Origin of the sequence: Vibrio amylolyticus (genome assembly GCF_023145695.1) — a bacterium.
In the GTDB taxonomy this organism is placed as follows: domain Bacteria; phylum Pseudomonadota; class Gammaproteobacteria; order Enterobacterales; family Vibrionaceae; genus Vibrio; species Vibrio amylolyticus.
Genome location: NZ_JAJHVV010000011.1, coordinates 119811 through 144006, shown reverse-complemented (window position 1 = coordinate 144006; position 24196 = coordinate 119811). Strand labels below are relative to the sequence as shown.

The following is a 24196-nucleotide window of genomic DNA, read 5'->3' as shown; positions in this document are numbered from 1 at the left end:
GTCACATTTTTGATGCGCTGCTTTTTTTTTACTTGAGAAAAGTGCATTTTTGATCGAATCTTAAAGTTGGAGCTGTAAAACTCCACCTAAATTTAGTAGTAGTACGTTAAAGACTTAGTAGGTTAAAAACCTAGTTTGTTAGATAACCATGTTCATGTATGAGGACGACACTATGAAGAGACAAAAGCGTGACCGCCTAGAAAGAGCACAATCTCAAGGCTATAAAGCAGGATTAAACGGACGATCTTCCGAAAACTGCCCGTATCAACAAATGGATGCGAAGTCTTACTGGTTAGGTGGGTGGCGTGATGCCAGAGATGACAAACAATCTGGACTTTATAAATAACCTCCATACACAGTTAAGCTAAGGAACATTAGCCCCGCAAGGGGCTATATAAAGATACCCTAACGCACTATAACTAAATATCAAGCTGCAAAAAAACGACTCAAGAGAGTCGTTTTTAAAATAACGTTAACTTAAAAAGTTGAAGTATCTTGGAAAAGGCCAACTTTTAGGTCTTTCGCTACATAAATCTCTTTACCATCAACTAGAACACGGCCGTCAGCTACGCCCATAACTAAGCGGCGGTTAACAACGCGCTTCATGTTGATTTCATACGTTACTTTCTTCGCTGTCGGTAGAACTTGACCAGTAAATTTAACTTCACCTACACCAAGAGCACGGCCTTTGCCTTTACCGCCAACCCAACCAAGATAGAAACCAACAAGTTGCCACATTGCATCAAGACCAAGACAGCCTGGCATTACAGGGTCACCTGGGAAGTGACAATCAAAGAACCAAAGGTCTGGAGTAATATCAAGCTCAGCAATTACTAAGCCTTTACCATATTCGCCTTCAGTTTCAGACATCTTGCTTACGCGGTCCATCATTAGCATGTTTGGCGCTGGTAATTGAGGGTAACCTGGGCCAAATAACTCGCCTCGGCTAGAAGCTAGTAGGTCGTCGCGGTCGTAAGAATCTTTTTTGTTTTGCATTATATCTATCACTCCAATTTCTGATATGTGCATGTTAGTGAACAGGTGTACGCTAAACAACTCCGATCAGTACGATGAGAGCCAGTTTTTGAACCGCTCTACAATTCCTGGTGGATGTTCAAGTCTTTCAAAGTTTTCAATACGTTCAGCGATTTTACTAACGACACTATTGTCGTCATCACCTCTAAAAGGTTGGTTCATTAATATTGGGACGGCTTCATCCACATTAGATACTGGCCAGATATGAAACTCACCTGATTTGATGCTTTCAATTACTGATTTATCCAATGCCAAGTGCTTCAAATTTGAACGAGGCAAAATCACCCCTTGATTTCCAGTAAAGCCTTGGTGTTTACAGACATGGTAAAAGCCTTCAATTTTTTCATTCAGGCCACCGACGGCTTGTACTCGACCAAACTGATCGACGGCACCGGTGACTGAGATTTCTTGGCTTATTGGGTATTCAGATAAAGCACTTACAAAGCAGCACAATTCTGCTAAAGAGGCGCTATCGCCATCAACTTCACAGTAAGACTGCTCGAAAACGAGAGAAGCAGAATAGGGTAACGGCTCATCAAGTTGAAGGGCACTACTGACAAAAGCTTGCATGATCATCATACCTTTAGCATGAAGATTACCCGCAAGATCAACTTTACGCTCTACATCAGAGACATCACCGTCACCAAAGTGTATGACACAAGAAATACGAGCGGGTTCGCCATAGGATAATGGGTGTCCTGCCACATCAATCACGGTGAGTGCATTCACCTGGCCAACCTGTTCTCCTTTGGTTTCAATAATAACCTGACCATCTAAAATATCAGACAGTGCTCGTTCTGGCAGATATGACTCTCGGTACTTCTTATTGTCAATTGCAGTATCGATGTGATCAAACGTTATTGTTTCGCCATTTGAAACAAGGGCGGCTTCTTGTAGTAGCGCTAGGTGCCACATCAAACAAATAGGGATGTAACCTTGGTCTTCTGTGTAACGTGCCCCGGCGATCAACAAACGTTCAATGGATGTTGAATCAAGCGAAGGGAGTGAGTAACTAGAACAAATCCAATTAAGGTACCCAAGGTACGTATGAATGTTGTCTGTCGTGACGGGAAGCTCAAGCTCTAGCTCACTGAATAAACATAGCCCCGTGTGAATATCAGCATCAAGATAATCAATTTCAGCTAGCTGCTCTCGATCTCCCACAATCACTATCTTAATATTGTAATGATTGTGTATGGCTTCCAATAGCTCATGCTTAGGGTCGAGATTGAGTGGCGAAGCACTTTGGCCCAAAACAACAGACTTTAACTTTAGCCAACTGATTGGGTTTGCAAGTAAGAAAGAGGCGGTGAGAATCAGATAGCCGTTGTTTGCTTGGTCAAGTAAGCCTGGGAAATGTTGCTTCAACACACCATCTTCCGCTTTATATTGACCAAATACCGAAGCAGAATCTAAAGTCTCGCTATATACCACAGGAGTAGAAAGGTCTACGCAACGGCGGATCTGCTCTGAGATAAGGTTTCGATACAGTGCATTGTCAGGTGCGTTGATCATCATGACACGTGAAACACCAGAGAGACCGACAAACTGATTAATAGATCCGGAAAGGCGGTTTTGCGTATCCATAAACGCTTTTGGTGGGATAGAAGATATCCCTTCAATGATGTCTTTAAAAGCGTCGTATTGTGGCGTGACCGCGCGCCAGATTTCTTGATTCATTCACTATCGTCATATGACAAATTAAGGGCTGAAAATTGTAACGTAAAAGGGGATTTCGGCATAGATAAAATGATCTTTCTCTAGAATTTTAACTAAGTTAATTGTTATATAATTCATCTAGAGTTACGCTGTCACCCTAAATAGTAGAAGGGCAGAGTGATGAAGTATCAACAACTTGAAAATCTAGAATGTGGATGGAAATGGCAGTACCTAATCAAAAAATGGAAAGATGGGGATTCTATTACTTGCCACGTTGATACAAGTGAAGCCGATGCTGCTGTTAAACTGTTACAAGAGTTAGAACACGAGCCAACTCGAGTCTTAGATTGGATAGACGAACATATGTCACCAGAACTCGATAATAAAATGAAACAAGCCATTCGTGCCAAGCGAAAGCGTCATTTCAATGCAGAGCAGATTCACACCAAGAAGAAATCCATCGATCTTGATTACAGAGTATGGGAAAAGCTTTCTTATCGTGCAAACGAATTAGGCTGTACGTTATCAGACGCGATCGAATACTTGCTAACCGAAGCTTCTCGAAGTGAAAAAGCGAGCCAAACGGTGAGCGATCTCAAACAGGATTTAAATAAGCTACTATCTAATTGATAACTCTTGACGAGGTTACGCTATGTTATATGTCATTTTGGTTGCTGCAATAATTATATTTTGGTTGGTTGCAGTCGATCGTCCGGTTCTTAAAGTGAGCTTCCTACATGGAAAAATCTCAAAGGTAAAAGGGCACTTTCCTGCAAAATTTCGACACAATGTAGAAGAAATAGCGAGTATCGTACCATTTGATGGAAGCTTTAAGGTTTATCAACAACGTACAGGGACTAAACTCGTGTTTACTGACGCTGTGCCTAAAAAGGTTCAACAACGTATCCGCAACGTTTTTCCTCATCAAGGGTTTAGAAACCGTTCTAGCAACAAGAGAGCATGAGCATAGACTTGAGTTTTATCGAACTACGCAATTAAAAATTGGTTGATTTAACGTGTTGTGTTTATAGGGTATAAGCTTTAAGCACTTACTGTTAAACAGCATAATTACCACACACTTATCTATCACTCGCTTTCAGCGATCTTTTGTCAAATTCATTTCTAGTGTAATGCTACAGTGCCTCTAAAGGAGGCGCTTATGCTCATTCGAACTATTGTACTATCACTTTTATTATTAGTAGCTTATTCAATAGCGGGTCAAGATGATGCCGACTACAACAAAACAGCTAAAACTATCAAGAAAGATTTGGTTAAAAAACTAAGAAAGTTAGACTTTGAAGCGACAGAATATTGCGATTTAATGCTTGAGTTGAAAGTAAATGGCAATACAGCAACAATTCGTCGTGCACATGGCTCAGGAAGCACATCAATGTGTCGAGAGAGCAAGAAAATACTGAGGAAAAACAAAAAATACCATATGGATGAGCCAGAGAAGTATCTACGCATTCATGTGGAATCAAAAGGTTTATAATTCCTCACTTTAAAGATAAACAGAAATTTTCCGCTATTCATCGATCATTTATCCATCACTCTTTGATATGTGTCGAAGTTTATAACGATTAAGCCTAGACAACTCCTTCACGTAGAGAAAAATACACTTATATACGGCACATGTATAACAAGAAAATGAAAAGAAAGATTCAATTTAACACGAAGAAACAACGATTGATGGGTATCTACTTAAGTATTGGCGGGGCATTATTTGGCCTGTTCCTCTATCAAGTTGCCTTCACCACTGAACTTAACTACATGTCGTTCGTTTATCCTTTTCTTGCTGGTATCAGCCATTTTTTTGCGGACAAGAATGGGGCAGACAAGCGGCTCACTATAGACAATGGAGAGTTCTATCTACACGGATTGATTGCCGCCTTAAGGTACAGGCGACCACTTCTATGGCGTCCGCATGTAAGGGTGACATCGTTAACGAAATCTGGTTATTACCGAATAAGAGTATATAAAGGCGACGTCTCTGAAGAAGACTGGAGGTTATTAGTCAGCGAATGTACTTAAAGGTATTTAGTTAGAGATTAAGGTTTATTGGACAATTATTTGAAAATTCTTGGGTCAAACTCGAATTCCAGTTTTTCATGTTGCTCAAAAATCGCTACTAAAGCAGAGTGGTTAGGGTTCACCACATAGTTGTGATCTCTTGGTGAAATGGTGGAGGGCACTTGTAACGCTGCAAAGTGTGGTTCCACTTCAGTTAAGAATTGATCGCCGATTTCTTGAGTCGGCTCACTGACCGGAATATCACGCCAGCTCGGCGGTAAATCTTCATTATCCAGTTTTACAATCAACTCATCTGGGATGTTAATTCGGTAGAGATCATATTGCGTAATGATGTTTGGGTCATTGTTGACGTGGACAAATACTTCCAATGCACATAGGGATTCAGACTCTGCAAAGTACAAAGCTTCCGTGCCTTTTGAGTTCCAACGACCACCAAATAATTTGGCTCCAATTGGGCTGAAGGGTGAATCTGCAAATTTCTTCTGAGTCAGTCGATACAGCTCCATTATGAAAAGACACCATGTTCAACACGACCAATTAAATCTTTGACTATCTCAAAGTCTACCGTTGTTGACACCATATCTAGGGGACGCTTGTTACCAAGGCCATACACACTTTCTCTCATCCACTCCAAAGCACGTTGCTCATCATTGAATAGCTCGGTAGCCAGCTTAATAAGCATTGCTAATCGGTAGATCGCATCGCTTTCTTGTGTATTAAAGCGCTCATCGTTTTTTAGGCGACGCTTTATAGTGCTGACAGGAATATGCGTGACATGATGAAATTCACTTTGAGACAGCTTAGTGCGTTCAATAATGTTTCGGTAGACCTTAGGTTCAAACCCTTGATGTACCGCTGCAGTATTAGCGTCCTTAATTCCAAGACCAGACCAAAAACTGGGTTTGTGGCCGCGCTGAGGCTTAAAGCGTTTAAGTTCATTCATTGCCATCATTATTTCCTTTATTGGTCCATATGACCTCTTGATACTAGTTCAAATGAGCTAATGAATCAAGAGGGAGCTATCCATACCAATATAATAGGGGTATAAGTCACTTTCACTAGTGTAATAGTAAAAGTTATTTTTATCAGGGTGTTATGATATTTTAAAAGTTGATAGATAGGATATTATGCTCTTGGAAGTGGTTGATTAGAGCGATCAACAGGAAATCAATGGAATGCCATTCCGTTTACGAACAAAAAAATGCATACTATGTGTATTGACACATAACCCATGGCGCTTAAGCCTAATCTTGGTTGTTATATTTTCCCTATATTATGGATAATTAATTTAATGAAAACTCACTATTGGTTGGCTCCAACATTAACTCTTTTAAGTATTAGTTCTGTTTCAAGTGTTCATGCGAATACTATGGAAGAAAATAAACGAGGCTTCTATATCGGTGCAGACTTATCTGTATACAACAATACGAAACTTGAAGTAAGTGATGTATCTATACAAGAATCTAGTGACTTTGGAGATTTCGGTTATAACTTTTTGGCAGGCTATGAATTTGATACACATGAAGTCGTTAAGCTTGGCTTAGAAGCTGAATATCGTCATTTTGGAAAAGCAAATTATGACGATGAATTTAAGATTAAAGGGAATGGGGTATTTGTTAATATTAAACCCAAATTCATTGTTCAGTATGATCAGGCAGATGTCTACGTGTCGTTGCTAGCTGGTATTGGTAGTATGGACATGGAAGCTCAAGTTAGTAATGTTTCCGCTTCAAAATCAGAGCTTGGCTATCAATTTGGTGCAGAACTTGGGTTTATTGTTAATCGAGATATCGATATTCATCTTGGTTATCGTGCAGCTTTCACTGAAATTGAAACTATCGAAGTATCTACTGGTAGTGCATACACTGGCATTCGATACTTCTTTTAATTAGCTACCATCAGAAGTGGTTTAATTTGTACCGCTTCATAAATCACATGGATAAAGCAATTGAAATAGGCGAGCTAGAAGCGTTGATAACTTGGCTGCACGAAGACGTCTACGAAACCTTGAAAGACACCAATGATAAAGTGGCAACGGCTCAATATGAAAAAGTGTTTAACAGCACGAGCTTACTCAAAGAGATCTTAATCATGAGTGAGTCGAACAAGAACTATATTTAAAAGCGGCTCTAGAAAGCCATGGTGAAGAGCGTAAATTTTGGGAGTGCGTATACAATGCGTTGTAAGTCGATTTTTTTCTTAACATCTTTATTATTTACTTCGAGTGCGGTTAGCCAAACTTGGACAAACTATTTAGAGCAAGAAATGGTTGAAAACTACGAAGTGTTGAATTCTAAGGTGCGTGAATGCAAACAGCTTCGAAAAGAATTTGATTACAGCATAGAAGTTAAGAATGAATGGTTTTTGTCACTTACAGTAGCTCAAAAACAAAATGTAGTTATGTTTGCATTTTCACATGCTTCTAATAAATGTATTCAGCATGAAAGAGCTAGCTATACAGATGCCATGCTTAATTACGTGGCTGAAACGGGTGACACCTCTTCATATGATCAATGGTTGTTACTGGCCAAAGAGGATAAAGATATAGTAAAAGTTGTTGAAGAACTCGGCGTGGAGAAAGTAATAAAACTCGTCAATGAGTACTTTGAGTCACCATTCGATGCTTTGAAAGTGATTAGAGCGCTTAATTTATACTGAATAATTTTATAGCAGACTTATATGTATATTGTTTTCGATTTTGTATTTGCTTGTATATTAGTCGGTTTCTATTGTTTTAGTCAGTCAGAATCCTTAGTTAAAAAATGCTTAGGATGGGCAGGCGTTATATTTGGGGCTTCTATATTGTTTTACTTTAGAGCCATTGCATAGTGTCCAATCAAACTTTAACTTTTTAACATGAGAAGCGGTCTAATCTGTACCGCTTCAAAACTTCTCAAGTAATACACATACTATTGATGATTGCATCATCAGTGCGCATTATGTATATTATGTTAAATTGAATGTAATTGTGTGTTGATTATATCTGAATGTTCGCCCTGTGATCACTTTCATTGAACATAAATGTATTTACCATAAAATACCTAATAATCATTTCTTTAGAGCTAAAGAAATGATTATTAGTATCAAGAGCATCTATTCTTTGCTTATCTAGTTAGAGATCTCTACTAGATCTTAGATTCAGTTTGTTTAGATGACTGATTCTAATGCTCGTATTATCTCTTGGCTTCTTATTGGTTTGGTGACAAATGCATTCATTCCAGCTTTAAAACAATCTTCTTTATCTTGTTTCATTGCGTGCGCAGTGAGCGCGATGATTGGAATGTCTTGGTTAAACTTTCGGATTAAAGTCGTTGCGGTTAACCCGTCCATTATTGGCATGGATACATCCATTATTACAGCATCTTGGCTTTGATTATGTAACTTTAAGTACTCCACTGCGTCCTTTCCATTAGTTAATGTAGTTACGTTGTAACCCTTCTTTTCTAACAGCAGCTTGATAACCATCTGATTTGTTTCTGTATCCTCAACTACAAGTACTCGCTGAGCCTTATAAGGCTTTTCCCCACACTCTAGATTATTCGTTTCATTATTTTGCGAATTTACAGAGGCCTTCCACGTCACTGGAATTTCTACTGAAAATGTAGCACCGTGACCAAGCGTGCTATCTACATTTATTTCGCCGTTCATTAACTCTACAAGGTGCTTCGTTATTGTTAGGCCTAAACCAGTCCCACCAAACTGTCGGGTTATAGAATTATCAGCTTGTATAAATGGAGTAAACAGCGTGTAGAGTCGAGACTCTTCAATGCCAATCCCAGTGTCTGAAACAGTGATCGTTAAGGTGTCATTATCAATGTTTGCTTTTACATGTACGCTCCCCGTCAAAGTAAACTTAATGGCATTACCTATAAGGTTAAAGACAATTTGAGACAAGCGAATGGGATCGATATGGTAGTAATGATTAGCGATAGAATTAAAATCACAAAGCAGCTCCAGTTCTTTTTGCTTTGCCTGTGTATAGTAGTGTTCTACTGTTTGATTGAGCAATGAGTTTAATTCAACCCATTGATAATTAATGGAGTACTGTCCTGCTTCAATGCGAGTCAAGTCTAATATGTCATTGATTAACACAAGCAGAAGTTCAGCAGAAGCGCTCATTTTTCTCAACGAATCAAGCTGTTTGGCATCCAATAATTCAAGCTCTAAGACTTCAATTAGGCCTAGTACGGTATTGAGCGGTGTTCTTAGCTCATGGCTCATCATTGCGAGGAATTGAGTTTTTGCTTTGCTTGCTTCCTCGGCTTTTTCTTGTGCTAATTTAAGTTCGGCAGTACGAATAGAGACGAGTTGTTGTAGGCGCTCTTTTTGTTCAATATCTATTAGAGCCCTCTCTAACAGAGGACGGAAACGTGACAACGTATCGCGAGTTGAGATTGGAAAACGCCCTTTACTATTTCCTAACAGCAAGATCACTGATTGAGACGTCGCTGTATTTATCCCTGTCAGCAATGCAGAATTGATTTGGTTTTTAATAAAAGGGTTTAAGTGTGAAAATTCACTTAAAGAAGTAGGCTCAAAGAGAATGATGCATTCTCCGCTTAAGACACGAATGAACTTCTCTTCTTGTGGCCACTTTAGATTAACGAAAGCTGAGTTGGAGGTGAGGAAGGTTTCAAATACGGCATCACTTGATGTTTTACTCAAAACAACAAAATCATCAAAATCAATGTGTAGTGCTAATGTGTGTTTAAGCTCATGGAATATTTGGTGTTTGTTCTGTGCTCCAGTGATCGCTGATATCGCATCCAGAATGGCTCTATTTTCTAATGCAAGGTTAGTCTCTCTTTGCTGGCTTCTTTTTAGTTCCAGTAGCAACTCATTCAACTCTTCTTTTGTCTTTATTTCCATTTCTTTCTTTATTATTTCCATATTGTTACAAAGTAGAATGAAAGAGCGCTGATGAGACCATTAGGTTTCCGTGGGCATTCTCACCATCAATGAAACGACCTTGCTCTCCGTATGTAAATGGGCAAATAAATGGTCGGCCGTTTAGCTCGTTTGAAATCTCTTTATATACTTCGTGAATATCTTCTTTTAAATACAACATTGGCCCGGCACAAATAATACAGATTGCGCCTACGATTTGGTTATCAGACCGTATACGTCGCTTTGTTTCTTTTAGGATACGCCCTGCTCTCCCAATTAGTTTTTGGCGATCACCTGACATTAATGTCACTTCTTGGCCAATAGCAATATCAGTAAACAGTAAGAGACCACCGTTACTGCTTATGCTTATAGGGTGAGAAAGCTTGTAGTATGGGTTTGTGTATATTTCGCCGACGGTTCTACCCAATGGGAACTCAGTGACTAGTTCAAAAACAAAATGTTTTGGCACATCGACGCCGGCGTGATCACTGATCCACTCTAAATAAACATCCTGCGCGAGTTGATGGTCGATCTCGAGTAGCTCACGATTATCACACTTGGTCACTTTTCCTTTGAATTCTGTCGGTGAATACCCTGCACTTAATCCAGCGGATACGTTTTGTGATGGGTAGAAAACTTGCAATGCGAGGCCAGAACCTGTTGAGTCTGATTCTGTAAAAATAGACCAATGACCGTCTATATGATTGTCAGCAGCACTCCCACCTATTATTGGAACTTGAGTATGAAATGTTTTATCGATAGCATCGATGATTCGCTCTTCTGTTCCAGGTGTCGAGTGAAGGACTATAAATCCTGGTAGTTCACCTTTTCTATCTGATTTGGTTAATGCGATCTCCAGTGCTTGTGCGGTGGCTTCTTCTACGTTGTTATCTTCGGTTACATGCACTAATCCCGAGCCATATGCATTTGACGCGTTATCGCAAATAGCAAGTACACCAATAACCGTTCCAAAATGCACACCTTTATCTGTCATTACCCCTTTGCATGTTGAGCATCCAATGAGGGAAACTCCAGGTAATGACAGTGAGAACTCTTTTTGAAGATCCTCTGGCCTATGCTCTTGCGTGTAATAACAGATAACGCTAGATAGATTTTCTTTTTGCAGTGCTTTTGAAAGCTCCTGCACAGCTAAACGTGTATTTTTATTGTGAGTTACATGAGTAATAAACTTCATAACATCAACACCGAGTTCTAAGGGCTCGTTAAGTTATACAACAAAATAACGTTGTGACATACATTTTCGGTATCCTATTCGTTTATTGCTGATAATTATTGATACTTACTTGATATACATCGTTATTTTCTAATGTAAATTGCATTTTTATCCCACTATCGTGATCAGCATCAGGTAAAGCCCATTCCTTTTGATTTTTAGTAGGTTTAACGACGATCAGTGGGGTAGAAATATCGATAATAGACTGGTCAACGTTAAGTTTTATTAGCTCTCGCGTGAAAACCGCTTCTACAATGCTATTTTTCACATTAAATACACAAGTCTCTTGGTATTTGCAGTCTACAAATAGGGCTTGTGAATGGTTTATCGTGCGCCATGTAAAAGCTCCGATCAATACAATCAACATGATGATTATTTGAACAAAACGCCCTTTTGTTAAAGGCTGTGCTGCCATTGTAAATGTCTCTCCATGTAATTAAGTTCAAATTTTTTAAAAAAACCCACAAAACCTGACCAATCGCAAGGTTACTGAGCTGTCATTAAATTGTTAATTCAAGTATAGTTTCGACCTGAAAGTGCCACTTTTTAAAGTTGATAATGGAATGATAACACCGATTTTGGTATGAAATTTCCAAAGGATTTGGGTGGCATTACGACACTTGTTTTGTTGAAAGTAAAGTGTCGTGTTGGAAGTAAAGTGTAGTTAATAAAAATATGGAAGCATGCAAATGAGCCAAGAAAAGCAGCTTGAACAAAACTACAACTATACGGTCGTTCGTCAATTCACCTTAGTTACTATTCTTTGGGGTATTGTCGGTATGGCTGTTGGTGTTTTGATTGCCGCTCAACTAGTTTGGCCCCAGCTGAACTTTGATACTCCGTGGCTGACTTATAGTCGCTTACGTCCTCTGCATACCAATGCAGTAATTTTTGCGTTTGGTACAAGTGCCCTCTTCGCAGCATCTTATTATGTTGTACAGCGTACTTGCCAAACTCGCCTATTTGGTGGCCCTCTTGTCCCATTCACCTTTTGGGGATGGCAAGCAATAATCCTGTCCGCTGCAATCACGTTGCCTTTGGGTTTAACCTCAGGTAAAGAGTACGCAGAACTAGAATGGCCAATCGATATCGCTATCACACTTGTTTGGGTTGCGTATGCAGTCGTGTTCTTTGGAACATTGATTAAACGTAATACCTCGCATATTTATGTAGCAAACTGGTTCTTCGGTGCCTTTATAATCACTGTTGCTGTATTACATATTGTAAACAGCATGGCAATTCCGGTTTCAATGGGTAAGTCCTACTCAATGTACTCGGGTGCTATCGATGCAATGATACAGTGGTGGTACGGTCACAACGCCGTTGGATTCCTTCTAACCGCTGGTTTCTTAGGCATGATGTATTACTTCGTTCCTAAGCAAGCAGAACGTCCAGTATATTCTTACCGTTTATCGATTGTTCACTTTTGGGCACTGGTTTCTCTTTACATCTGGGCTGGCCCTCACCACTTACACTACACAGCGCTACCAGACTGGACTCAGTCTTTAGGTATGGTGATGTCATTGGTTCTATTTGCTCCATCTTGGGGTGGTATGATCAATGGTATTATGACGCTATCTGGTGCATGGCATAAACTTCGTTACGATCCGATTCTACGTTTCTTAGTTGTCTCTCTATCTTTCTATGGTATGTCTACCTTTGAAGGTCCGATGATGGCAATCAAGACGGTTAACGCACTTTCTCACTATACAGACTGGACCGTTGGTCACGTTCACTCTGGTGCGTTAGGTTGGGTTGCAATGGTTACTATCGGCACGCTTTATCACTTGATTCCCCGCTTATTTGGTCAAGAGCGTATGTATTCAGTGTCTCTAATCAACGTCCACTTCTGGTTAGCAACTATCGGTACGGTTTTCTACATTGTAGCAATGTGGATCTCTGGTGTTATGCAAGGTCTAATGTGGCGTGCAGTTAATGCAGATGGTACGTTGACTTACAGCTTTGTTGAGTCTGTAGAAGCATCTTACCCATTCTACTTTGTACGTTTTGTAGGAGGCCTCATCTTCCTATCAGGTATGTTCTTATTGGCATACAACGCGTACAAAACAATCACCGCGCCTAAAGATAGCCTTAAAGCTATCCCGCAACCGGCTTAAGGAGATTTAAGAATGAGCAAAAATTCAAAAAACTTCCATGAACTGATTGAGAAAAACGTAGGATTGTTAGCAATTCTTATCGTTATCGCTATCAGCTTTGGTGCGTTAGTTGAAATCGCGCCTCTGATGTTTCAAAAGCAGACGAACGAGCCAGTAGAAAACCTGCGACCTTACACTGCTTTGGAGATGGAAGGCCGTGATATTTACATCCGCGAAGGTTGTAACGTTTGTCATAGCCAAATGATTCGTCCTTTCCGTTCTGAAACTGAGCGTTACGGTCACTACTCTGTTGCTGGTGAGCACGTATGGGAACATCCTTTCCTATGGGGTTCTAAACGTACTGGTCCAGATCTAGCTCGTGTAGGTGGACGTTATTCTGATGAATGGCACCGAGTGCATTTGATTGACCCGCGCGAACTTGTTCCAGAGTCAAACATGCCTGGCTTCCCTTGGTTAGAAACCAATATTCTGGATGGTAAACACACTCAGAAGAAGCTAGAAATCTTCCGCAATCAATTCGGTGTACCTTACACAGATGAACAGATTGCTAACGCACAGCAAGACGTGAAAGGTAAGTCTGAGATGGATGCCATCATCGCTTATCTTCAATCTCTTGGCCACGCAATGAAATAAGGCATAATTATGGATATTATTACTTTTCAAAGTGTTTGGACTGTTACCGTTTTTTCTTGTTTCATGGGGATTGTATGGTGGGCTTTTGGGAAAGACCGTAAGTCTCGCTTCGATGAAGACGCAAATTTGGTATTCGATGATGAATTTCCAGCGAATAAAACGGACGAAGGAGTGACGAAATAATGAGTACATTCTGGAGTGTTTTTGTAACTGTAATTACCATCGGTACGTTGATCGGTTGTGCTGCATTACTACGTTGGTGTAGCAATGACAAAACAGGTGTTGAAGCTGGTGAAGATATGGGACACGAGTACGATGGTATTCGTGAGCTTAATAACCCACTACCGAAATGGTGGAGTTATCTCTTCGTTAGTACCCTAGTTTTCGCTGTTGTTTACTTTATCCTTTACCCAGGCTTAGGTAACTTCAAAGGTGTATTAGGTTGGACAAGTTCAGATCAAACGGTTCGCTCTATTGAAGAATCGCGTGCATCTATTGCTAACGCTCAGCAAAATAAGCAACTTAACCAATATGCAAAAGAGTTAGACGATGCTGATACTTACTTTGGCGAGGCATTTAAACGCTTAGCATACAACGAAGACGGTACAACGCTAAAAGCTATCCCTGACATCGCGGAAGATTCTGAAGCGGTTAAAGTTGGTCAGCGCTTGTTCCTACAAAACTGTTCTCAGTGTCACGGTTCTGATGCTCGTGGTCAAAAAGGCTTCCCTAACCTAACAGATAACGCTTGGCTATATGGTGGTGAACCTGAAGCTATTCTGACATCTGTTATGCACGGTCGTGTTGGTCAAATGCCTGGTTGGAAAGACGCATTGGGTGAAGAAGGTGTCGCTGAAGTTGTTACCTATACATTGAGTCTTTCTGGTCGTTCTGTTAACGCTAAAGAAGCCGCCGCTGGTAAAGCGAGATTCGTGGTTTGTGCAGCGTGTCATGGTACAGACGGTAAGGGTAACCCTCTTGTAGGTGCCCCCGACCTAACAGACCAAAACTGGTTGTTTGGTGGTTCACGTGCAGACGTAACGGAAACGGTTATGTATGGCCGCTCTGGTGTCATGCCAGCTTGGAAAGACATACTAGGTGAGGATAAGGTTCAACTTGTCTCAGCCTACGTATGGGGGCTAACCAACACAGAGCAAAAATAATAAGTAACATTTCAATAACAGCCCCTTTATTAGGGGCTGTTTTTCTTTTAAAGTAAATGTGTTAAGTGTTTGTTATTAATTAATTTTATTTCATTATTTATTGAGAGTCATATATGGAACAGCCTTGGTATAAGCAGTTTTGGCCCTGGTTTTTACTTTCCCTAACCGTTGGTGTTTCTATGCTGACATTAGTTCGAGTCGCCATTCTTACCAATCATTCGGTTCACCTAGTCACTGAAGACTATTACAAAAAAGGGAAAGGTATAAACGTCGATATCTCTCGGGTTAACGTAGCAGAAGAGTTAGGCCTTAAAGCGACAGTTCGCTCAGAAGATAACGCTGTGGTGATTCAACTAGAGAAAGGTGAACTTGCTCACTACCCTGCAGTCACTGCGATGTTCGCTCATCGTACACTCCCAGATCGTGATTTCACTAAACTTGTTACCTCGGATGCATTTGGCCAATATAGAATTACTCTTGATAATGGGCTTCAAGGCCCATGGTTTGTTGAATTGAGCCCACATGACGAGCATTGGCTAATCCAAGGCCGTGTTGAATTCCCTACCGAACAATCCATTAAACTGTCGAACTAATTATTATGTGTAAATCGTGTTATCACTGCGGTGAAGAAGTACCAGTCAACACGGACTTTAAAGTAGAGATACTGGATGAGATAAGAGATATGTGCTGCCCTGGATGTGAGACAGTGGCACAAACGATCGTCGATAGCGGTCTTATCTCTTATTATCAATTTAGAACAGAGCCTGCTGAAAAAGTCGACTTAGTCCCTGAAGAGCTATTAAAACTCATCCACTATGATAATGATGAAGTTCAATCTGAGTTTGTTCGGCACACCGAAAATAGCTCAGAAGTGACCTTGTCTGTTGATGGTGTTTCATGTGCGGCTTGTGCATGGTTAATTGAAAAGCACGTCAGCGGGATCAGTGGTGTTCAATCTATTCGGGTTAACACCACAACCAATCGTGCTTTATTAGTTTGGGATAACTCAAAAGTAAAACTGAGTGAGCTTCTCGCTAAAATTCATAACTTGGGCTATAAAGCCGCGCCTTTTGAAGCTGATAAGCATGAAGCGTCTTACCATCACTCAATGAAACAGTACCTTTATCGTTTGGGTATAGCTGGTATAGCGACAATGCAGGTGATGATGCTTGCGGTTGCGCTGTATTTAGAGGTCTTCGGCGATTTAGAACCTGAATTTAAAAACTACTTTCGTTGGGTCAGTTTAATTTTTGCAACACCAGTACTGGTCTATTCAGCCCTTCCGTTTTACATGAACGCATGGAGAAGCATTCGCGGCAGAACTCTAGGTATGGATGTCCCCGTCTCTATCGCATTGATCTTTGCTTACGTTGCAAGTGTTGTCGCAACGGTTAATGAAAAAGGAGAAGTGTTCTTCGAATCTATTTCAATGTTCACCTTCTTCTTGCTTATCGGTCGCTTTCTTGAGATGCGAGCAAGGCGAAAGGCAGCAGCGGCGAGTGGAAACCTTCTTAAATTGATACCAGCCGTGGCTACCACGCTAGATGGAAATCAAATACCTGTTAAATCATTAAAAGTCGGAGACAAACTTCGCGTATTACCTGGTGAACATGTTCCTGCTGATGGGATTATCGCTTTCGGAAGAGTCCATATCGACGAATCTATGCTTACGGGTGAATCACTACCGGTAGTGAGAGTTCAAGGAGACACTGTATTCGCTGGTACTATTAATGGCGATGATTCTTTTGAGCTAGAAGTAACAGCCTCTAAAGCAAACTCAGTCATTTCTAATATCGTACGCCTGCAAGACGAAGCTGAGCTGTCTAAACCAGCGATTGCTAAACTGGCTGATGTTGTAGCACGCTACTTTGTCGCCGTCTCTTTAGTCATAGCCGCAAGTACTTGGTATTATTGGCAAGGTACTCGACCTGATGATGCTTTTTGGATCATGCTTTCAGTGTTGGTTGCTACCTGCCCTTGTGCGCTTTCATTAGCTACCCCGACAGCGTTGACTTGTGCAACCTCTAGGATGGGTAACTTTGGCATCTTACTGAGAAAAAACCACGTATTCGAAACCTTATGTAAGGTGAATCATCTTATCGTTGATAAAACGGGGACCCTAACTTGCGGTAATATCGAAATAAGTAACATTGAGATTACGTCGACTATTGATCAAAGCACCTGTATCGCATTAGCTACCACACTTGAATCACATGCCAACCACCCTATTGCGCGAGCGTTCAATCAGTTTGAATCACAAACTGAAGTTGATGTGACTAACATTGAGAACATTATTGGCTCAGGTATTTTAGGTTCATATCAAGGAAAGCAGGTAAAAATCGGTAGTGCTAATTTTGTTCTTGGTAACGCTTCACTTGCGGAAGTGAATAGTATTTACCTTTCTCTCGATGATGTTCATTTAGCTACCTTTACCTACAATGATCCTATTCGTAAAGAGAGCGAAAATTTCATTAAGCGCTTTAAAGAAGCAGGTATTAAGGTCACGCTTCTCACTGGTGATACGCAAAACAACGCCGACCTCGTAGCGAGTAAAATAGGGATAGAGAAGGTTGTTGCGTCTGCAAAACCACAGGATAAGCTCGATTATCTTAATCAACTCGATGACGATGTGACTATGATGGTTGGTGATGGAATAAACGACGCCCCTACTCTTGCCGGTGCTCATATCTCTGTCGCAATGGGCGGTGGTACTGATGTTGCTAAAGCGTCTTCAGACATGGTTCTACTTGGAGATAGGTTAGACCGTCTATTAGAAGCACGTGAAATGGCGCTGAAAACGCGTAAAATCATTAGAGAGAATTTGGCGTGGTCATTAGGCTATAACTTACTTATCCTTCCATTGGCGATGGCTGGTTTAGTCGCCCCTTATATTGCGGCTTTCGGTATGTCAGCAAGCTCAATCATTGTTGTTACGAACTCATTACGATTGCTCAAAGAGAAAAAGTCGTCAAGAAGTTCTACGCCAATGAATGAGCAATCCATATCGAAACAGAAAGCTACGCCTAAACAACAAGTAGCAGCTAAAGAGCACCTTAACTAATGGAAAGTCTATATATATTAATTCCTATTGCCATTCTTCTCGTTTGTGTGGCTATTGGCATCTTCTTGTGGGCTGTAAAAAGTGACCAGTTTGAGGATTTAGAGCGTCAGGGGCACAACATCTTGTTTGAAGATGACAAGGTTCACAATGAAACAAAACCTCAGCAGCCAGTAGCCAGTAAGTCTATCGATAAACAAACAGGTGAAGATAAGGTTGATGACTAATGTCTATTGACTGGATGGGCGCCTTTTTAATCGGATTCATTGGTGCGGGCCACTGTATGGGTATGTGTGGTGGTCTCGCTTCGGCGTTGAGTATTGGTCATCAACAAAACTCGCGTATGATACCGATTTATTACAACACAGGCCGATTGCTTAGTTACGCAACCATTGGCGCTATTATTGGCAGTACAGTATCTACCCTTATAGAGTTCACCCAACTTAATCAAGCCCTTGCATGGTTACGCTTAGTTGCTGCAATTTTTATGATTATCCTTGCGCTATACGTAGGTCGATGGTGGTTTGGTTTGCTCGCATTTGAAAAGATTGGGCAGCGCTTTTGGAAATACCTATCTCCTATAGGGCAATCATTGCTACCACTTAAAAAACCGTTGTATGCACTACCGTTTGGCTTCGTTTGGGGTTGGTTACCATGTGGTTTGGTCTACTCTATTTTGACCTGGGCAGCAATATCAGGAAGTGCCGTAAACGGAGCTCTCATTATGCTTTGTTTTGGGCTAGGAACACTTCCTGCCATGCTGTTAATTGGGTATAGTGCCACGCACTTAAAAAAGATACAGCAATCCTCACTATTTCGAACTATCGGCGCTAGCTGTATTCTGCTCTATGGTGTTTATACCGCATATGCCGCGTTAATACTTTTATCATTTAGTTTATAAATGCGTGATTTAGTTTGATTTTTAAAACTACCCTTTAGTGTTAAGCGGTGGTAAAATATTGATGTATATCAAATTGTGAAAGGTTGTTATGATTTCTGAAAAGCCAGGTACAAGTCGCATTTCATCCGGCGGTTGCGCGATCCACTGTCAAGATTGCAGTATTAGCCAGCTGTGTATCCCATTTACATTAAGCGAATCTGAGCTAGATCAGCTCGACCATATCATTGAAAGAAAAAAACCAATCCAGAAAAGCCAAGAGCTATTTAAAGCGGGTGATGAACTGAAATCACTCTATGCTATCCGCTCTGGTACTATCAAAAGTTATACCATTACTGAGCAAGGTGATGAACAAATTACCGCTTTCCATTTAGCGGGTGATTTGGTTGGTTTTGATGCTATCACTGATGATTGTCATCCAAGTTTTGCTCAAGCTCTCGAAACATCTATGGTTTGTGAAATTCCCTATGAAATCTTAGACGATTTATCCGGTAAAATGCCTAAGCTTCGTCAGCAGATCATGCGCTTAATGAGTAATGAGATTAAGGGCGACCAAGAAATGATACTACTGCTTTCTAAAAAGAATGCAGAAGAGCGTTTGGCGGCATTTTTGTACAATCTGTCTACCCGCTTCTCTCAGCGTGGATTTAGCCCTCGCGAGTTTCGTTTGACGATGACGCGTGGTGACATAGGTAATTACCTTGGTTTAACCGTTGAAACGATCAGCCGTTTGTTGGGTCGTTTTCAGAAATCAGAAATCTTATGTGTTAAAGGTAAATACATCACAATTGTTGACCACGATGCGTTAATGAAACTAGCTGGTGTATCATCAGAATCATAAGTAACTTCAATGATGTAGCTCATTAATGAGCTGCATCATACTTCCACAAACTTTCCTCTCTTTTTTCTCATACTAATTCCTCTATCTGCGCTACATTAGGTATATAGCCCTAAACATTTAAGGTAAGCGCATGAGTATATATAACAAGATATTAGTGGTTGCTGATATCAATAATGATCAACAGCCTGCCCTAGCCCGAGCAATGAAGTTGGCATCCAAAAGTAAGTCAACTAGCCATGTAATGTTCTTTCTATCCATTTATGATTTTTCATACGATATGACCTCAATGCTCTCAATGGATGAGCGTGATGCAATGAGAAGAGGTGTTATTCATCAGCGCGAGCAGTGGATGAAAAAAGTCGCTGAGCCTTACCTAAGTAGTGACGTTGAATTTGAAATTAAAGTGGTGTGGCATAACCGCCCTTATGAAGCGATCATTGCAGAAGTTTTCTCTGGTTCACATGACATCCTGATTAAAGGCACTCGAACTCACGATGTTCTTGAATCTGTGATATTCACTCCAACTGATTGGCATTTACTAAGAAAGTCGCCTTGCCCTGTATTACTCGTTAAAAGTGAATATTGGCCAGAAGATGCAAATATCATTGCTTCTGTACATGTTGGATCTGAGAATGAGACACACAGTGACCTTAACGATCGCATGGTAAAACAGCTGACTAACTTATCTGAGCGCCTTGATGCTAATTCATATCTAGTTAATGCTTACCCAGTAACCCCTGCTAATATCACGATAGAGCTACCAGAATTTGATCCAACAACTTACACTGACGCTGTTCGCGGACACCATTTAACCTCTATGAAAGCGTTACGCCAAAAGCACTCATTTGATGAAGAGCAGACGATTGTCGAGCAAGGTTTGCCAGAGGATGTGATTCCGGAGGTCGCGAGTAGGCTTAATGCTGCGATGGTGATTCTTGGAACAACGGGGCGTACTGGTCTGTCTGCCGTATTTATAGGTAATACGGCAGAGCACGTTATCGATAAGATAAATTGTGATGTTTTAGCTCTTAAACCCCATGGTTATGTCAGCCCACTGGATCCACAAACCGCGGTATAGTCAAAAGCCACTGACGCATGCGCAATAAGTACATAATAGTGACTTTTATCAATTAGTATTAGAGGAAGTTAGTAACCTTCCTCTGCTTTTACCTAGATATGCGTAACATCGATATAAAGTGACTCATCGATATTGGTAGAAGAGACGGTCGCTTCATTGAACTCATATTCTTCTCTCGTCCCTTCCCTATCTAATGGGAGGTTAACAAAGTCGAACAGCTCTCTATCCGCCAACTGGCTAGGGCTAACATTCTGAATAGACTTAAATGTTTTCTCAATTCGACCAGGGGTCTTCTTATCCCAATCGACCAACATCGCTTTGATTGATTGTCTTTCTAGCTTCTCTTGAGAGCCACATAAATTACACGGAATAATTGGGAACTCTTTATGTTCAGCGTAAGTAATGAGGTCTTTTTCACGACAATAAGTTAATGGTCGTATAACCACATTACGTCCATCATCAGAACGTAGTTTTGGTGGCATCGCTTTTAAACGTGCGCCATGGAACATGTTTAAAAACATAGTCTCGACGATGTCATCCATATGATGACCGAGTGCAATTTTTGTCGCGCCAATTTTTTCAGCAAAAGAGTACAATGTTCCGCGGCGTAAACGAGAGCACAACCCACATGTTGTTTTTCCTTCAGGGATCTTTTCTTTGACGACAGAGTAAGTATCTTTATCAACGATATAATACGGGGTATCAAGAGTTTCAAAATACTCTGGCAGGATATGCTCTGGAAAACCTGGCTGCTTTTGGTCTAAGTTAACAGCAATGACCTCAAACTTGATCGGGGCAGCTTTTTGAAGTTGAAGTAAAATATCGAGCATTGCAAAAGAGTCTTTACCTCCACTTATACAGGCCATCACAACATCACCTTCTTCGATCATGTTGTAGTCAATAATGGCATTTCCAACATTTCTCCTTAGGCGTTTTTGAAGTTTATTTAGCTCTAGTGTCTCTTTTCTTGTTTCTGTTTGGCTCATTGCTTGCTCACACATAACTTATCGTAACAACAAAATGTTTTCACATGATGATTAAGGGCGTGGATTATACGGACTTTTATGGCGGGATTAAATCCCTACGAGAGAACTTTGACTTAAAGACATGTAGGAAGGGTATCGCGAATAAAAAAGAGCAACCCAAAAGGCTGCTCTTATATTACATTTACGAAAGGCTATTTTTAAAAATAGGAATACTAATTAACCGACTATTGGGCACTTGGGATGTAAGGCAAAACCCTAGTTGTCTCTTGGGGCAGTGTCATCGACTCGCCCTCGCCAATCTCGGCTAGTAATACTGTTGCTAAGCCATTTTTAATCGGAATTAATCCACCTTGAGATAACTCAATATTGCCGTTCAAACTATTAGCAAATTCTAGAGTTACGCCTTCTACATCAGGAGAGAACCAACTTGAGAACATACCGCCTAGATCATCGAGCATCGCTTTCATTTGAGGCAGGTATTGGCTGATTTTCTCGTAATGTACTTCACCCTTCAATGGTTCTTTCGTCAGGACGACCATAGAGAAGTCACACTGTAATGATTTTGGAGTGTGTACATAAACAAGGGGATTAGCGTTGCGTAAATGGCTGTCTAGTGGAACGATTAGTTCATTATTAGAGGCGACTTGAAGCTCTTCATAATGTTCTTCTTTTTCCATCCATGCTTTTTCGATGTTACACAGCTCTCGAGTCTGTGCGTTAACAAAGAAGAACCCTACCTTAACGTCATCGTGACCTTCATTCAGGTTATTCTTCATTTGTGTGTATAGCTTTGAATACGTAAATCGATACTCTTGTGCAGTAGAAGGTAGCGAAGTGAGAAGAACGGTTGTCGCAATTAACAACGAAGATAATTTTTTCATACAGTTTCTTATTATTTAGTCCAGAAGGGCTGATTAAAACGAATCATACTTTGAATCTCATCAACATAAGGTTGGCCACGCTCCGAATAACGAATCAATCCATTTGCTAACTCGATAGCACTGTCGGTATCGAGTAGATCGAGGTTATTAGAGTGAAGATCGAAGCGTATGTTTCTTAAATCTTGATAGGCTCTATTGCGATTGACGTTCATAAAGTAACGATGGATAGACTCTTGAACAGAGCTAAATGACGCGACTTCATGAGTCATGCCCTCTTTTCTCTGCTCAGGTACGACACCACAGCCAGAACTATAGCACCACTGACCAAAGTAATTGTTGGCTTGCGTTGCAAAACGAGATGTTCCCCAACCAGACTCCTTTGCTGCTTGGGTTAACACCAAGGCTTCTGGTAATACGTCGACGCGATGTAGCATCATATCAATCCATTTTGCATTGATGCCTTCTGACGGAACTTCGACTTGGTAAAGTTGCCCTAATCGTTCTGCATAAGAGCCATCTTCAGAGGTTAGCTCGTTATTATTAAAGTGTGCTTGAATTTGTTCTAAACGAGCGCGTTCCTTAAGGATCCGCTTGTTCTCTAACGCAATACCTGGTTTTAAGTAATCAAAAAATGCGGTTTTCTTCTGCTGTATATCATTAATAGACGCAAAGTCAGGTGCAGTATCAATACTATGTGCTTGAACCAGTACTTCTCGTTGTTCATCTTGAATCACAACAGGTTCTATTTCTGATTGTTCACTCTGCCAGAAAGCAATGGCGGTGACGATTCCAGCTGAAACTACTGTTAATACTAATTTATTACGCATTGAAAACGTCCGAGTCCTTGTTGTGATCATCTTTCGTCGTTGGGGTATCGTCATTTGGCGTGTCATCATCTGATCTATCTGTAGCAACAATCTTTAATTTAATACCAAACATATTACGGTAGATAATCCCCTTAACATGGAAGAAGAATGGCAACACAAAGATAAGGCCGATGCCATAAAACATTGCGGCTGCGACAAATAGCATTGTAACAACGAAATAGATGGCAGCGATGGTGAAAATTTTCTTATTTACAGCGCGAAGTGATAGCCACAATGATTGAAGGGGCGAAACACGTTTTTCACAAACAAGTAGGATTGAATTACTAAAGGCCAATGAAAGATATAACGATACAAATGGTAATACCGCCCCAGCAATGCCTTGAAGAACAAGAGCAAAAAGCGTCGCTAGAATAACAGGTACAGTGAATTGTAACCCCTTTCCAATGTGACGTGATTTAGTGTTCAAGCCCGCTGCATGACTCATGGCCATTAGGCTGATTCCCGCAAAAATCGGGGCGCTGACGACTTCGTAACTGAAGTTAGCCACAAAAATCGCTTGAACCATTGATTGGTTGAAGCCATCAGGATTGTCAAGAATCGTAAGGATAATCGATGGATCACCAAGTTGAAGCTTGAGGGCGATATAGAATATTGCCAATTGCACAATCAGCAGAATCATTACTGAAGGTGTGAATGAAAGGAAGTGCTTAACAGTAATACTCCCCGCTTCTTTTAACACGTCACCGACTTTTAATTCGTAGTCGCCGGATAGGGCTTTTTCTACACTACCGCCGAGGTTGAAGTCTTTCTTAATGTCGTTGTTCATTCTAATGCCCGTAGCAATCTTTATTGCTCTAATTACTGATTT

At 40.7% G+C, this 24196-nt stretch carries 28 protein-coding genes and 1 pseudogene; 18 read left to right on the top strand and 11 right to left on the bottom strand.

The window, feature by feature from the left end; genetic code table 11:
- Positions 1-172 precede the first annotated feature (172 nt).
- Entirely contained in the window at positions 173-346 is a 174-nt protein-coding gene (rmf, locus tag KP803_RS17235) for a ribosome modulation factor (RefSeq protein WP_248010103.1), read from the top strand.
- Between the two features lie 131 nt (positions 347-477).
- Here the strand turns inward: rmf and fabA are convergent, their stop codons facing one another.
- Both fabA and KP803_RS17225 read right to left on the bottom strand, forming a co-directional pair.
- Complete coding sequence (gene fabA / locus KP803_RS17230) at positions 478-996, bottom strand: bifunctional 3-hydroxydecanoyl-ACP dehydratase/trans-2-decenoyl-ACP isomerase (protein WP_248010102.1); 519 nt, start codon at positions 994-996, stop codon at positions 478-480.
- A gap of 66 nt (positions 997-1062) precedes the next feature.
- Positions 1063-2715, bottom strand: a complete 1653-nt coding sequence (locus KP803_RS17225; protein ID WP_248010101.1) for an AAA family ATPase — start codon at positions 2713-2715, stop codon at positions 1063-1065.
- A 159-nt stretch (positions 2716-2874) separates the two neighbouring features.
- On the opposite strand from KP803_RS17225, the gene matP reads away from it, so the two are divergent.
- The 4 genes from matP to KP803_RS17205 all read left to right on the top strand — a co-directional run bounded on the left by matP (position 2875) and on the right by KP803_RS17205 (position 4725).
- The gene (gene matP / locus KP803_RS17220; protein ID WP_248010100.1) at positions 2875-3324 is read left to right on the top strand and encodes a macrodomain Ter protein MatP; all 450 of its coding nucleotides are present in this window, start codon (positions 2875-2877) and stop codon (positions 3322-3324) included.
- A 22-nt stretch (positions 3325-3346) separates the two neighbouring features.
- Positions 3347-3658 carry a DUF3634 family protein gene (locus tag KP803_RS17215; protein ID WP_248010099.1) on the top strand — a complete coding sequence of 104 codons (312 nt, stop codon included), beginning with the start codon at positions 3347-3349 and terminating at the stop codon, positions 3656-3658.
- A 195-nt stretch (positions 3659-3853) separates the two neighbouring features.
- Entirely contained in the window at positions 3854-4186 is a 333-nt protein-coding gene (locus KP803_RS17210) for a hypothetical protein (protein WP_248010098.1), read from the top strand.
- A 155-nt stretch (positions 4187-4341) separates the two neighbouring features.
- Positions 4342-4725 carry a hypothetical protein gene (locus KP803_RS17205; protein WP_248010097.1) on the top strand — a complete coding sequence of 128 codons (384 nt, stop codon included), beginning with the start codon at positions 4342-4344 and terminating at the stop codon, positions 4723-4725.
- A gap of 35 nt (positions 4726-4760) precedes the next feature.
- Here the strand turns inward: KP803_RS17205 and KP803_RS17200 are convergent, their stop codons facing one another.
- Together KP803_RS17200 and parS are read right to left on the bottom strand one after the other, a co-directional pair.
- Positions 4761-5231: an RES family NAD+ phosphorylase gene (locus KP803_RS17200; protein ID WP_248010096.1), complete on the bottom strand. Its 471-nt coding sequence runs from the start codon at positions 5229-5231 to the stop codon at positions 4761-4763.
- Positions 5231-5674 carry a type II RES/Xre toxin-antitoxin system antitoxin gene (parS, locus tag KP803_RS17195; RefSeq protein WP_248010095.1) on the bottom strand — a complete coding sequence of 148 codons (444 nt, stop codon included), beginning with the start codon at positions 5672-5674 and terminating at the stop codon, positions 5231-5233. Before parS ends, KP803_RS17200 begins: the two co-directional genes overlap by 1 nt.
- A 342-nt stretch (positions 5675-6016) precedes the next feature.
- Between parS and KP803_RS17190 the strand changes: the two genes are divergently transcribed.
- From KP803_RS17190 to KP803_RS17180, 3 genes are read left to right on the top strand one after another with little or no spacing between them, the layout of a single operon-like run.
- Positions 6017-6613, top strand: coding sequence for an outer membrane beta-barrel protein (locus tag KP803_RS17190; RefSeq protein WP_282437319.1), 597 nt, complete (start codon positions 6017-6019; stop codon positions 6611-6613).
- Positions 6614-6660: 47 nt separating this feature from the next.
- Positions 6661-6846, top strand: coding sequence for a hypothetical protein (locus tag KP803_RS17185; RefSeq protein WP_248010093.1), 186 nt, complete (start codon positions 6661-6663; stop codon positions 6844-6846).
- 54 nt (positions 6847-6900) lie between these two features.
- Positions 6901-7383, top strand: a complete 483-nt coding sequence (locus KP803_RS17180) for a hypothetical protein (RefSeq protein WP_248010092.1) — start codon at positions 6901-6903, stop codon at positions 7381-7383.
- Between the two features lie 489 nt (positions 7384-7872).
- On the opposite strand, the gene KP803_RS17175 is transcribed toward KP803_RS17180, so the two are convergent.
- The 3 genes from KP803_RS17175 to KP803_RS17165 all read right to left on the bottom strand — a co-directional run bounded on the left by KP803_RS17175 (position 7873) and on the right by KP803_RS17165 (position 11261).
- Positions 7873-9594 carry a response regulator gene (locus KP803_RS17175; RefSeq protein ID WP_248010091.1) on the bottom strand — a complete coding sequence of 574 codons (1722 nt, stop codon included), beginning with the start codon at positions 9592-9594 and terminating at the stop codon, positions 7873-7875.
- A 25-nt stretch (positions 9595-9619) separates the two neighbouring features.
- Entirely contained in the window at positions 9620-10807 is a 1188-nt protein-coding gene (locus KP803_RS17170) for an FIST signal transduction protein (protein WP_248010090.1), read from the bottom strand.
- 82 nt (positions 10808-10889) lie between these two features.
- A complete protein-coding gene (locus tag KP803_RS17165) occupies positions 10890-11261 on the bottom strand; it encodes a hypothetical protein (protein WP_248010089.1) in 372 nt (123 codons plus the stop codon).
- 274 nt (positions 11262-11535) lie between these two features.
- On the opposite strand from KP803_RS17165, the gene ccoN reads away from it, so the two are divergent.
- The 10 genes and pseudogenes from ccoN (at position 11536) to uspE (ending at position 20634) form a co-directional block, all read left to right on the top strand.
- The gene (ccoN, locus tag KP803_RS17160; RefSeq protein WP_248010088.1) at positions 11536-12963 is read left to right on the top strand and encodes a cytochrome-c oxidase, cbb3-type subunit I; all 1428 of its coding nucleotides are present in this window, start codon (positions 11536-11538) and stop codon (positions 12961-12963) included.
- 12 nt (positions 12964-12975) lie between these two features.
- On the top strand, positions 12976-13596 hold the full coding sequence (gene ccoO, locus KP803_RS17155) for a cytochrome-c oxidase, cbb3-type subunit II (protein WP_248010087.1): 621 nt from the start codon (positions 12976-12978) through the stop codon (positions 13594-13596).
- Positions 13597-13605: 9 nt separating this feature from the next.
- Positions 13606-13779 carry a cbb3-type cytochrome oxidase subunit 3 gene (locus tag KP803_RS17150; protein WP_248010086.1) on the top strand — a complete coding sequence of 58 codons (174 nt, stop codon included), beginning with the start codon at positions 13606-13608 and terminating at the stop codon, positions 13777-13779.
- Positions 13779-14759 carry a cytochrome-c oxidase, cbb3-type subunit III gene (gene ccoP / locus KP803_RS17145; protein WP_248010085.1) on the top strand — a complete coding sequence of 327 codons (981 nt, stop codon included), beginning with the start codon at positions 13779-13781 and terminating at the stop codon, positions 14757-14759. The genes KP803_RS17150 and ccoP overlap by 1 nt, the downstream gene beginning before the upstream one ends.
- Positions 14760-14872: 113 nt before the next feature.
- On the top strand, positions 14873-15352 hold the full coding sequence (locus KP803_RS17140; RefSeq protein WP_248010084.1) for a FixH family protein: 480 nt from the start codon (positions 14873-14875) through the stop codon (positions 15350-15352).
- Between the two features lie 5 nt (positions 15353-15357).
- Positions 15358-17721, top strand: a pseudogene (locus KP803_RS17135) (heavy metal translocating P-type ATPase); the annotation flags it as partial.
- 98 nt (positions 17722-17819) lie between these two features.
- Complete coding sequence (gene ccoS / locus KP803_RS17130; RefSeq protein WP_248010083.1) at positions 17820-18044, top strand: cbb3-type cytochrome oxidase assembly protein CcoS; 225 nt, start codon at positions 17820-17822, stop codon at positions 18042-18044.
- Positions 18044-18718, top strand: coding sequence for a sulfite exporter TauE/SafE family protein (locus KP803_RS17125; protein ID WP_248010082.1), 675 nt, complete (start codon positions 18044-18046; stop codon positions 18716-18718). The genes ccoS and KP803_RS17125 overlap by 1 nt, the downstream gene beginning before the upstream one ends.
- Positions 18719-18806: 88 nt before the next feature.
- Positions 18807-19556 carry a fumarate/nitrate reduction transcriptional regulator Fnr gene (gene fnr, locus KP803_RS17120; protein ID WP_248010081.1) on the top strand — a complete coding sequence of 250 codons (750 nt, stop codon included), beginning with the start codon at positions 18807-18809 and terminating at the stop codon, positions 19554-19556.
- A 130-nt stretch (positions 19557-19686) separates the two neighbouring features.
- Positions 19687-20634, top strand: coding sequence for a universal stress protein UspE (gene uspE, locus KP803_RS17115; RefSeq protein WP_248010080.1), 948 nt, complete (start codon positions 19687-19689; stop codon positions 20632-20634).
- A gap of 92 nt (positions 20635-20726) precedes the next feature.
- Here the strand turns inward: uspE and ttcA are convergent, their stop codons facing one another.
- The 4 genes from ttcA to KP803_RS17095 form a co-directional block, all read right to left on the bottom strand.
- Positions 20727-21620 (bottom strand): tRNA 2-thiocytidine(32) synthetase TtcA, encoded by an 894-nt coding sequence (gene ttcA, locus KP803_RS17110; RefSeq protein ID WP_248010079.1) that lies wholly within the window; start codon positions 21618-21620, stop codon positions 20727-20729.
- A 224-nt stretch (positions 21621-21844) separates the two neighbouring features.
- Positions 21845-22501, bottom strand: coding sequence for a DUF2987 domain-containing protein (locus KP803_RS17105; RefSeq protein ID WP_248010078.1), 657 nt, complete (start codon positions 22499-22501; stop codon positions 21845-21847).
- A gap of 11 nt (positions 22502-22512) precedes the next feature.
- Positions 22513-23328, bottom strand: coding sequence for a glucosaminidase domain-containing protein (locus KP803_RS17100; RefSeq protein WP_248010077.1), 816 nt, complete (start codon positions 23326-23328; stop codon positions 22513-22515).
- A complete protein-coding gene (locus tag KP803_RS17095; RefSeq protein WP_248010076.1) occupies positions 23321-24154 on the bottom strand; it encodes a DUF2189 domain-containing protein in 834 nt (277 codons plus the stop codon). Before KP803_RS17095 ends, KP803_RS17100 begins: the two co-directional genes overlap by 8 nt.
- Positions 24155-24196 lie beyond the last annotated feature (42 nt).

Bases quoted from the DNA above. Each gene is read 5' to 3' on its own strand.
- rmf (WP_248010103.1), top strand. From the start codon at position 173: ATGAAGAGACAAAAGCGTGACCGCCTAGAAAGAGCACAATCTCAAGGC.
- KP803_RS17190 (WP_282437319.1), top strand. From the start codon at position 6,017: ATGAAAACTCACTATTGGTTGGCTCCAACATTAACTCTTTTAAGTATT.
- KP803_RS17100 (WP_248010077.1), bottom strand. From the start codon at position 23,328: ATGCGTAATAAATTAGTATTAACAGTAGTTTCAGCTGGAATCGTCACC.
- KP803_RS17175 (WP_248010091.1), bottom strand. From the start codon at position 9,594: ATGGAAATAAAGACAAAAGAAGAGTTGAATGAGTTGCTACTGGAACTA.
- parS (WP_248010095.1), bottom strand. From the start codon at position 5,674: ATGGCAATGAATGAACTTAAACGCTTTAAGCCTCAGCGCGGCCACAAA.
- KP803_RS17105 (WP_248010078.1), bottom strand. From the start codon at position 22,501: ATGAAAAAATTATCTTCGTTGTTAATTGCGACAACCGTTCTTCTCACT.
- fabA (WP_248010102.1), bottom strand. From the start codon at position 996: ATGCAAAACAAAAAAGATTCTTACGACCGCGACGACCTACTAGCTTCT.
- ttcA (WP_248010079.1), bottom strand. From the start codon at position 21,620: ATGAGCCAAACAGAAACAAGAAAAGAGACACTAGAGCTAAATAAACTT.
- KP803_RS17225 (WP_248010101.1), bottom strand. From the start codon at position 2,715: ATGAATCAAGAAATCTGGCGCGCGGTCACGCCACAATACGACGCTTTT.
- KP803_RS17215 (WP_248010099.1), top strand. From the start codon at position 3,347: ATGTTATATGTCATTTTGGTTGCTGCAATAATTATATTTTGGTTGGTT.
- ccoN (WP_248010088.1), top strand. From the start codon at position 11,536: ATGAGCCAAGAAAAGCAGCTTGAACAAAACTACAACTATACGGTCGTT.
- uspE (WP_248010080.1), top strand. From the start codon at position 19,687: ATGAGTATATATAACAAGATATTAGTGGTTGCTGATATCAATAATGAT.
- ccoS (WP_248010083.1), top strand. From the start codon at position 17,820: ATGGAAAGTCTATATATATTAATTCCTATTGCCATTCTTCTCGTTTGT.
- fnr (WP_248010081.1), top strand. From the start codon at position 18,807: ATGATTTCTGAAAAGCCAGGTACAAGTCGCATTTCATCCGGCGGTTGC.
- KP803_RS17210 (WP_248010098.1), top strand. From the start codon at position 3,854: ATGCTCATTCGAACTATTGTACTATCACTTTTATTATTAGTAGCTTAT.
- ccoP (WP_248010085.1), top strand. From the start codon at position 13,779: ATGAGTACATTCTGGAGTGTTTTTGTAACTGTAATTACCATCGGTACG.
- KP803_RS17185 (WP_248010093.1), top strand. From the start codon at position 6,661: ATGGATAAAGCAATTGAAATAGGCGAGCTAGAAGCGTTGATAACTTGG.
- KP803_RS17170 (WP_248010090.1), bottom strand. From the start codon at position 10,807: ATGAAGTTTATTACTCATGTAACTCACAATAAAAATACACGTTTAGCT.
- KP803_RS17095 (WP_248010076.1), bottom strand. From the start codon at position 24,154: ATGAACAACGACATTAAGAAAGACTTCAACCTCGGCGGTAGTGTAGAA.
- matP (WP_248010100.1), top strand. From the start codon at position 2,875: ATGAAGTATCAACAACTTGAAAATCTAGAATGTGGATGGAAATGGCAG.
- KP803_RS17125 (WP_248010082.1), top strand. From the start codon at position 18,044: ATGTCTATTGACTGGATGGGCGCCTTTTTAATCGGATTCATTGGTGCG.
- KP803_RS17140 (WP_248010084.1), top strand. From the start codon at position 14,873: ATGGAACAGCCTTGGTATAAGCAGTTTTGGCCCTGGTTTTTACTTTCC.
- KP803_RS17205 (WP_248010097.1), top strand. From the start codon at position 4,342: ATGAAAAGAAAGATTCAATTTAACACGAAGAAACAACGATTGATGGGT.
- ccoO (WP_248010087.1), top strand. From the start codon at position 12,976: ATGAGCAAAAATTCAAAAAACTTCCATGAACTGATTGAGAAAAACGTA.
- KP803_RS17150 (WP_248010086.1), top strand. From the start codon at position 13,606: ATGGATATTATTACTTTTCAAAGTGTTTGGACTGTTACCGTTTTTTCT.
- KP803_RS17165 (WP_248010089.1), bottom strand. From the start codon at position 11,261: ATGGCAGCACAGCCTTTAACAAAAGGGCGTTTTGTTCAAATAATCATC.
- KP803_RS17180 (WP_248010092.1), top strand. From the start codon at position 6,901: ATGCGTTGTAAGTCGATTTTTTTCTTAACATCTTTATTATTTACTTCG.
- KP803_RS17200 (WP_248010096.1), bottom strand. From the start codon at position 5,231: ATGGAGCTGTATCGACTGACTCAGAAGAAATTTGCAGATTCACCCTTC.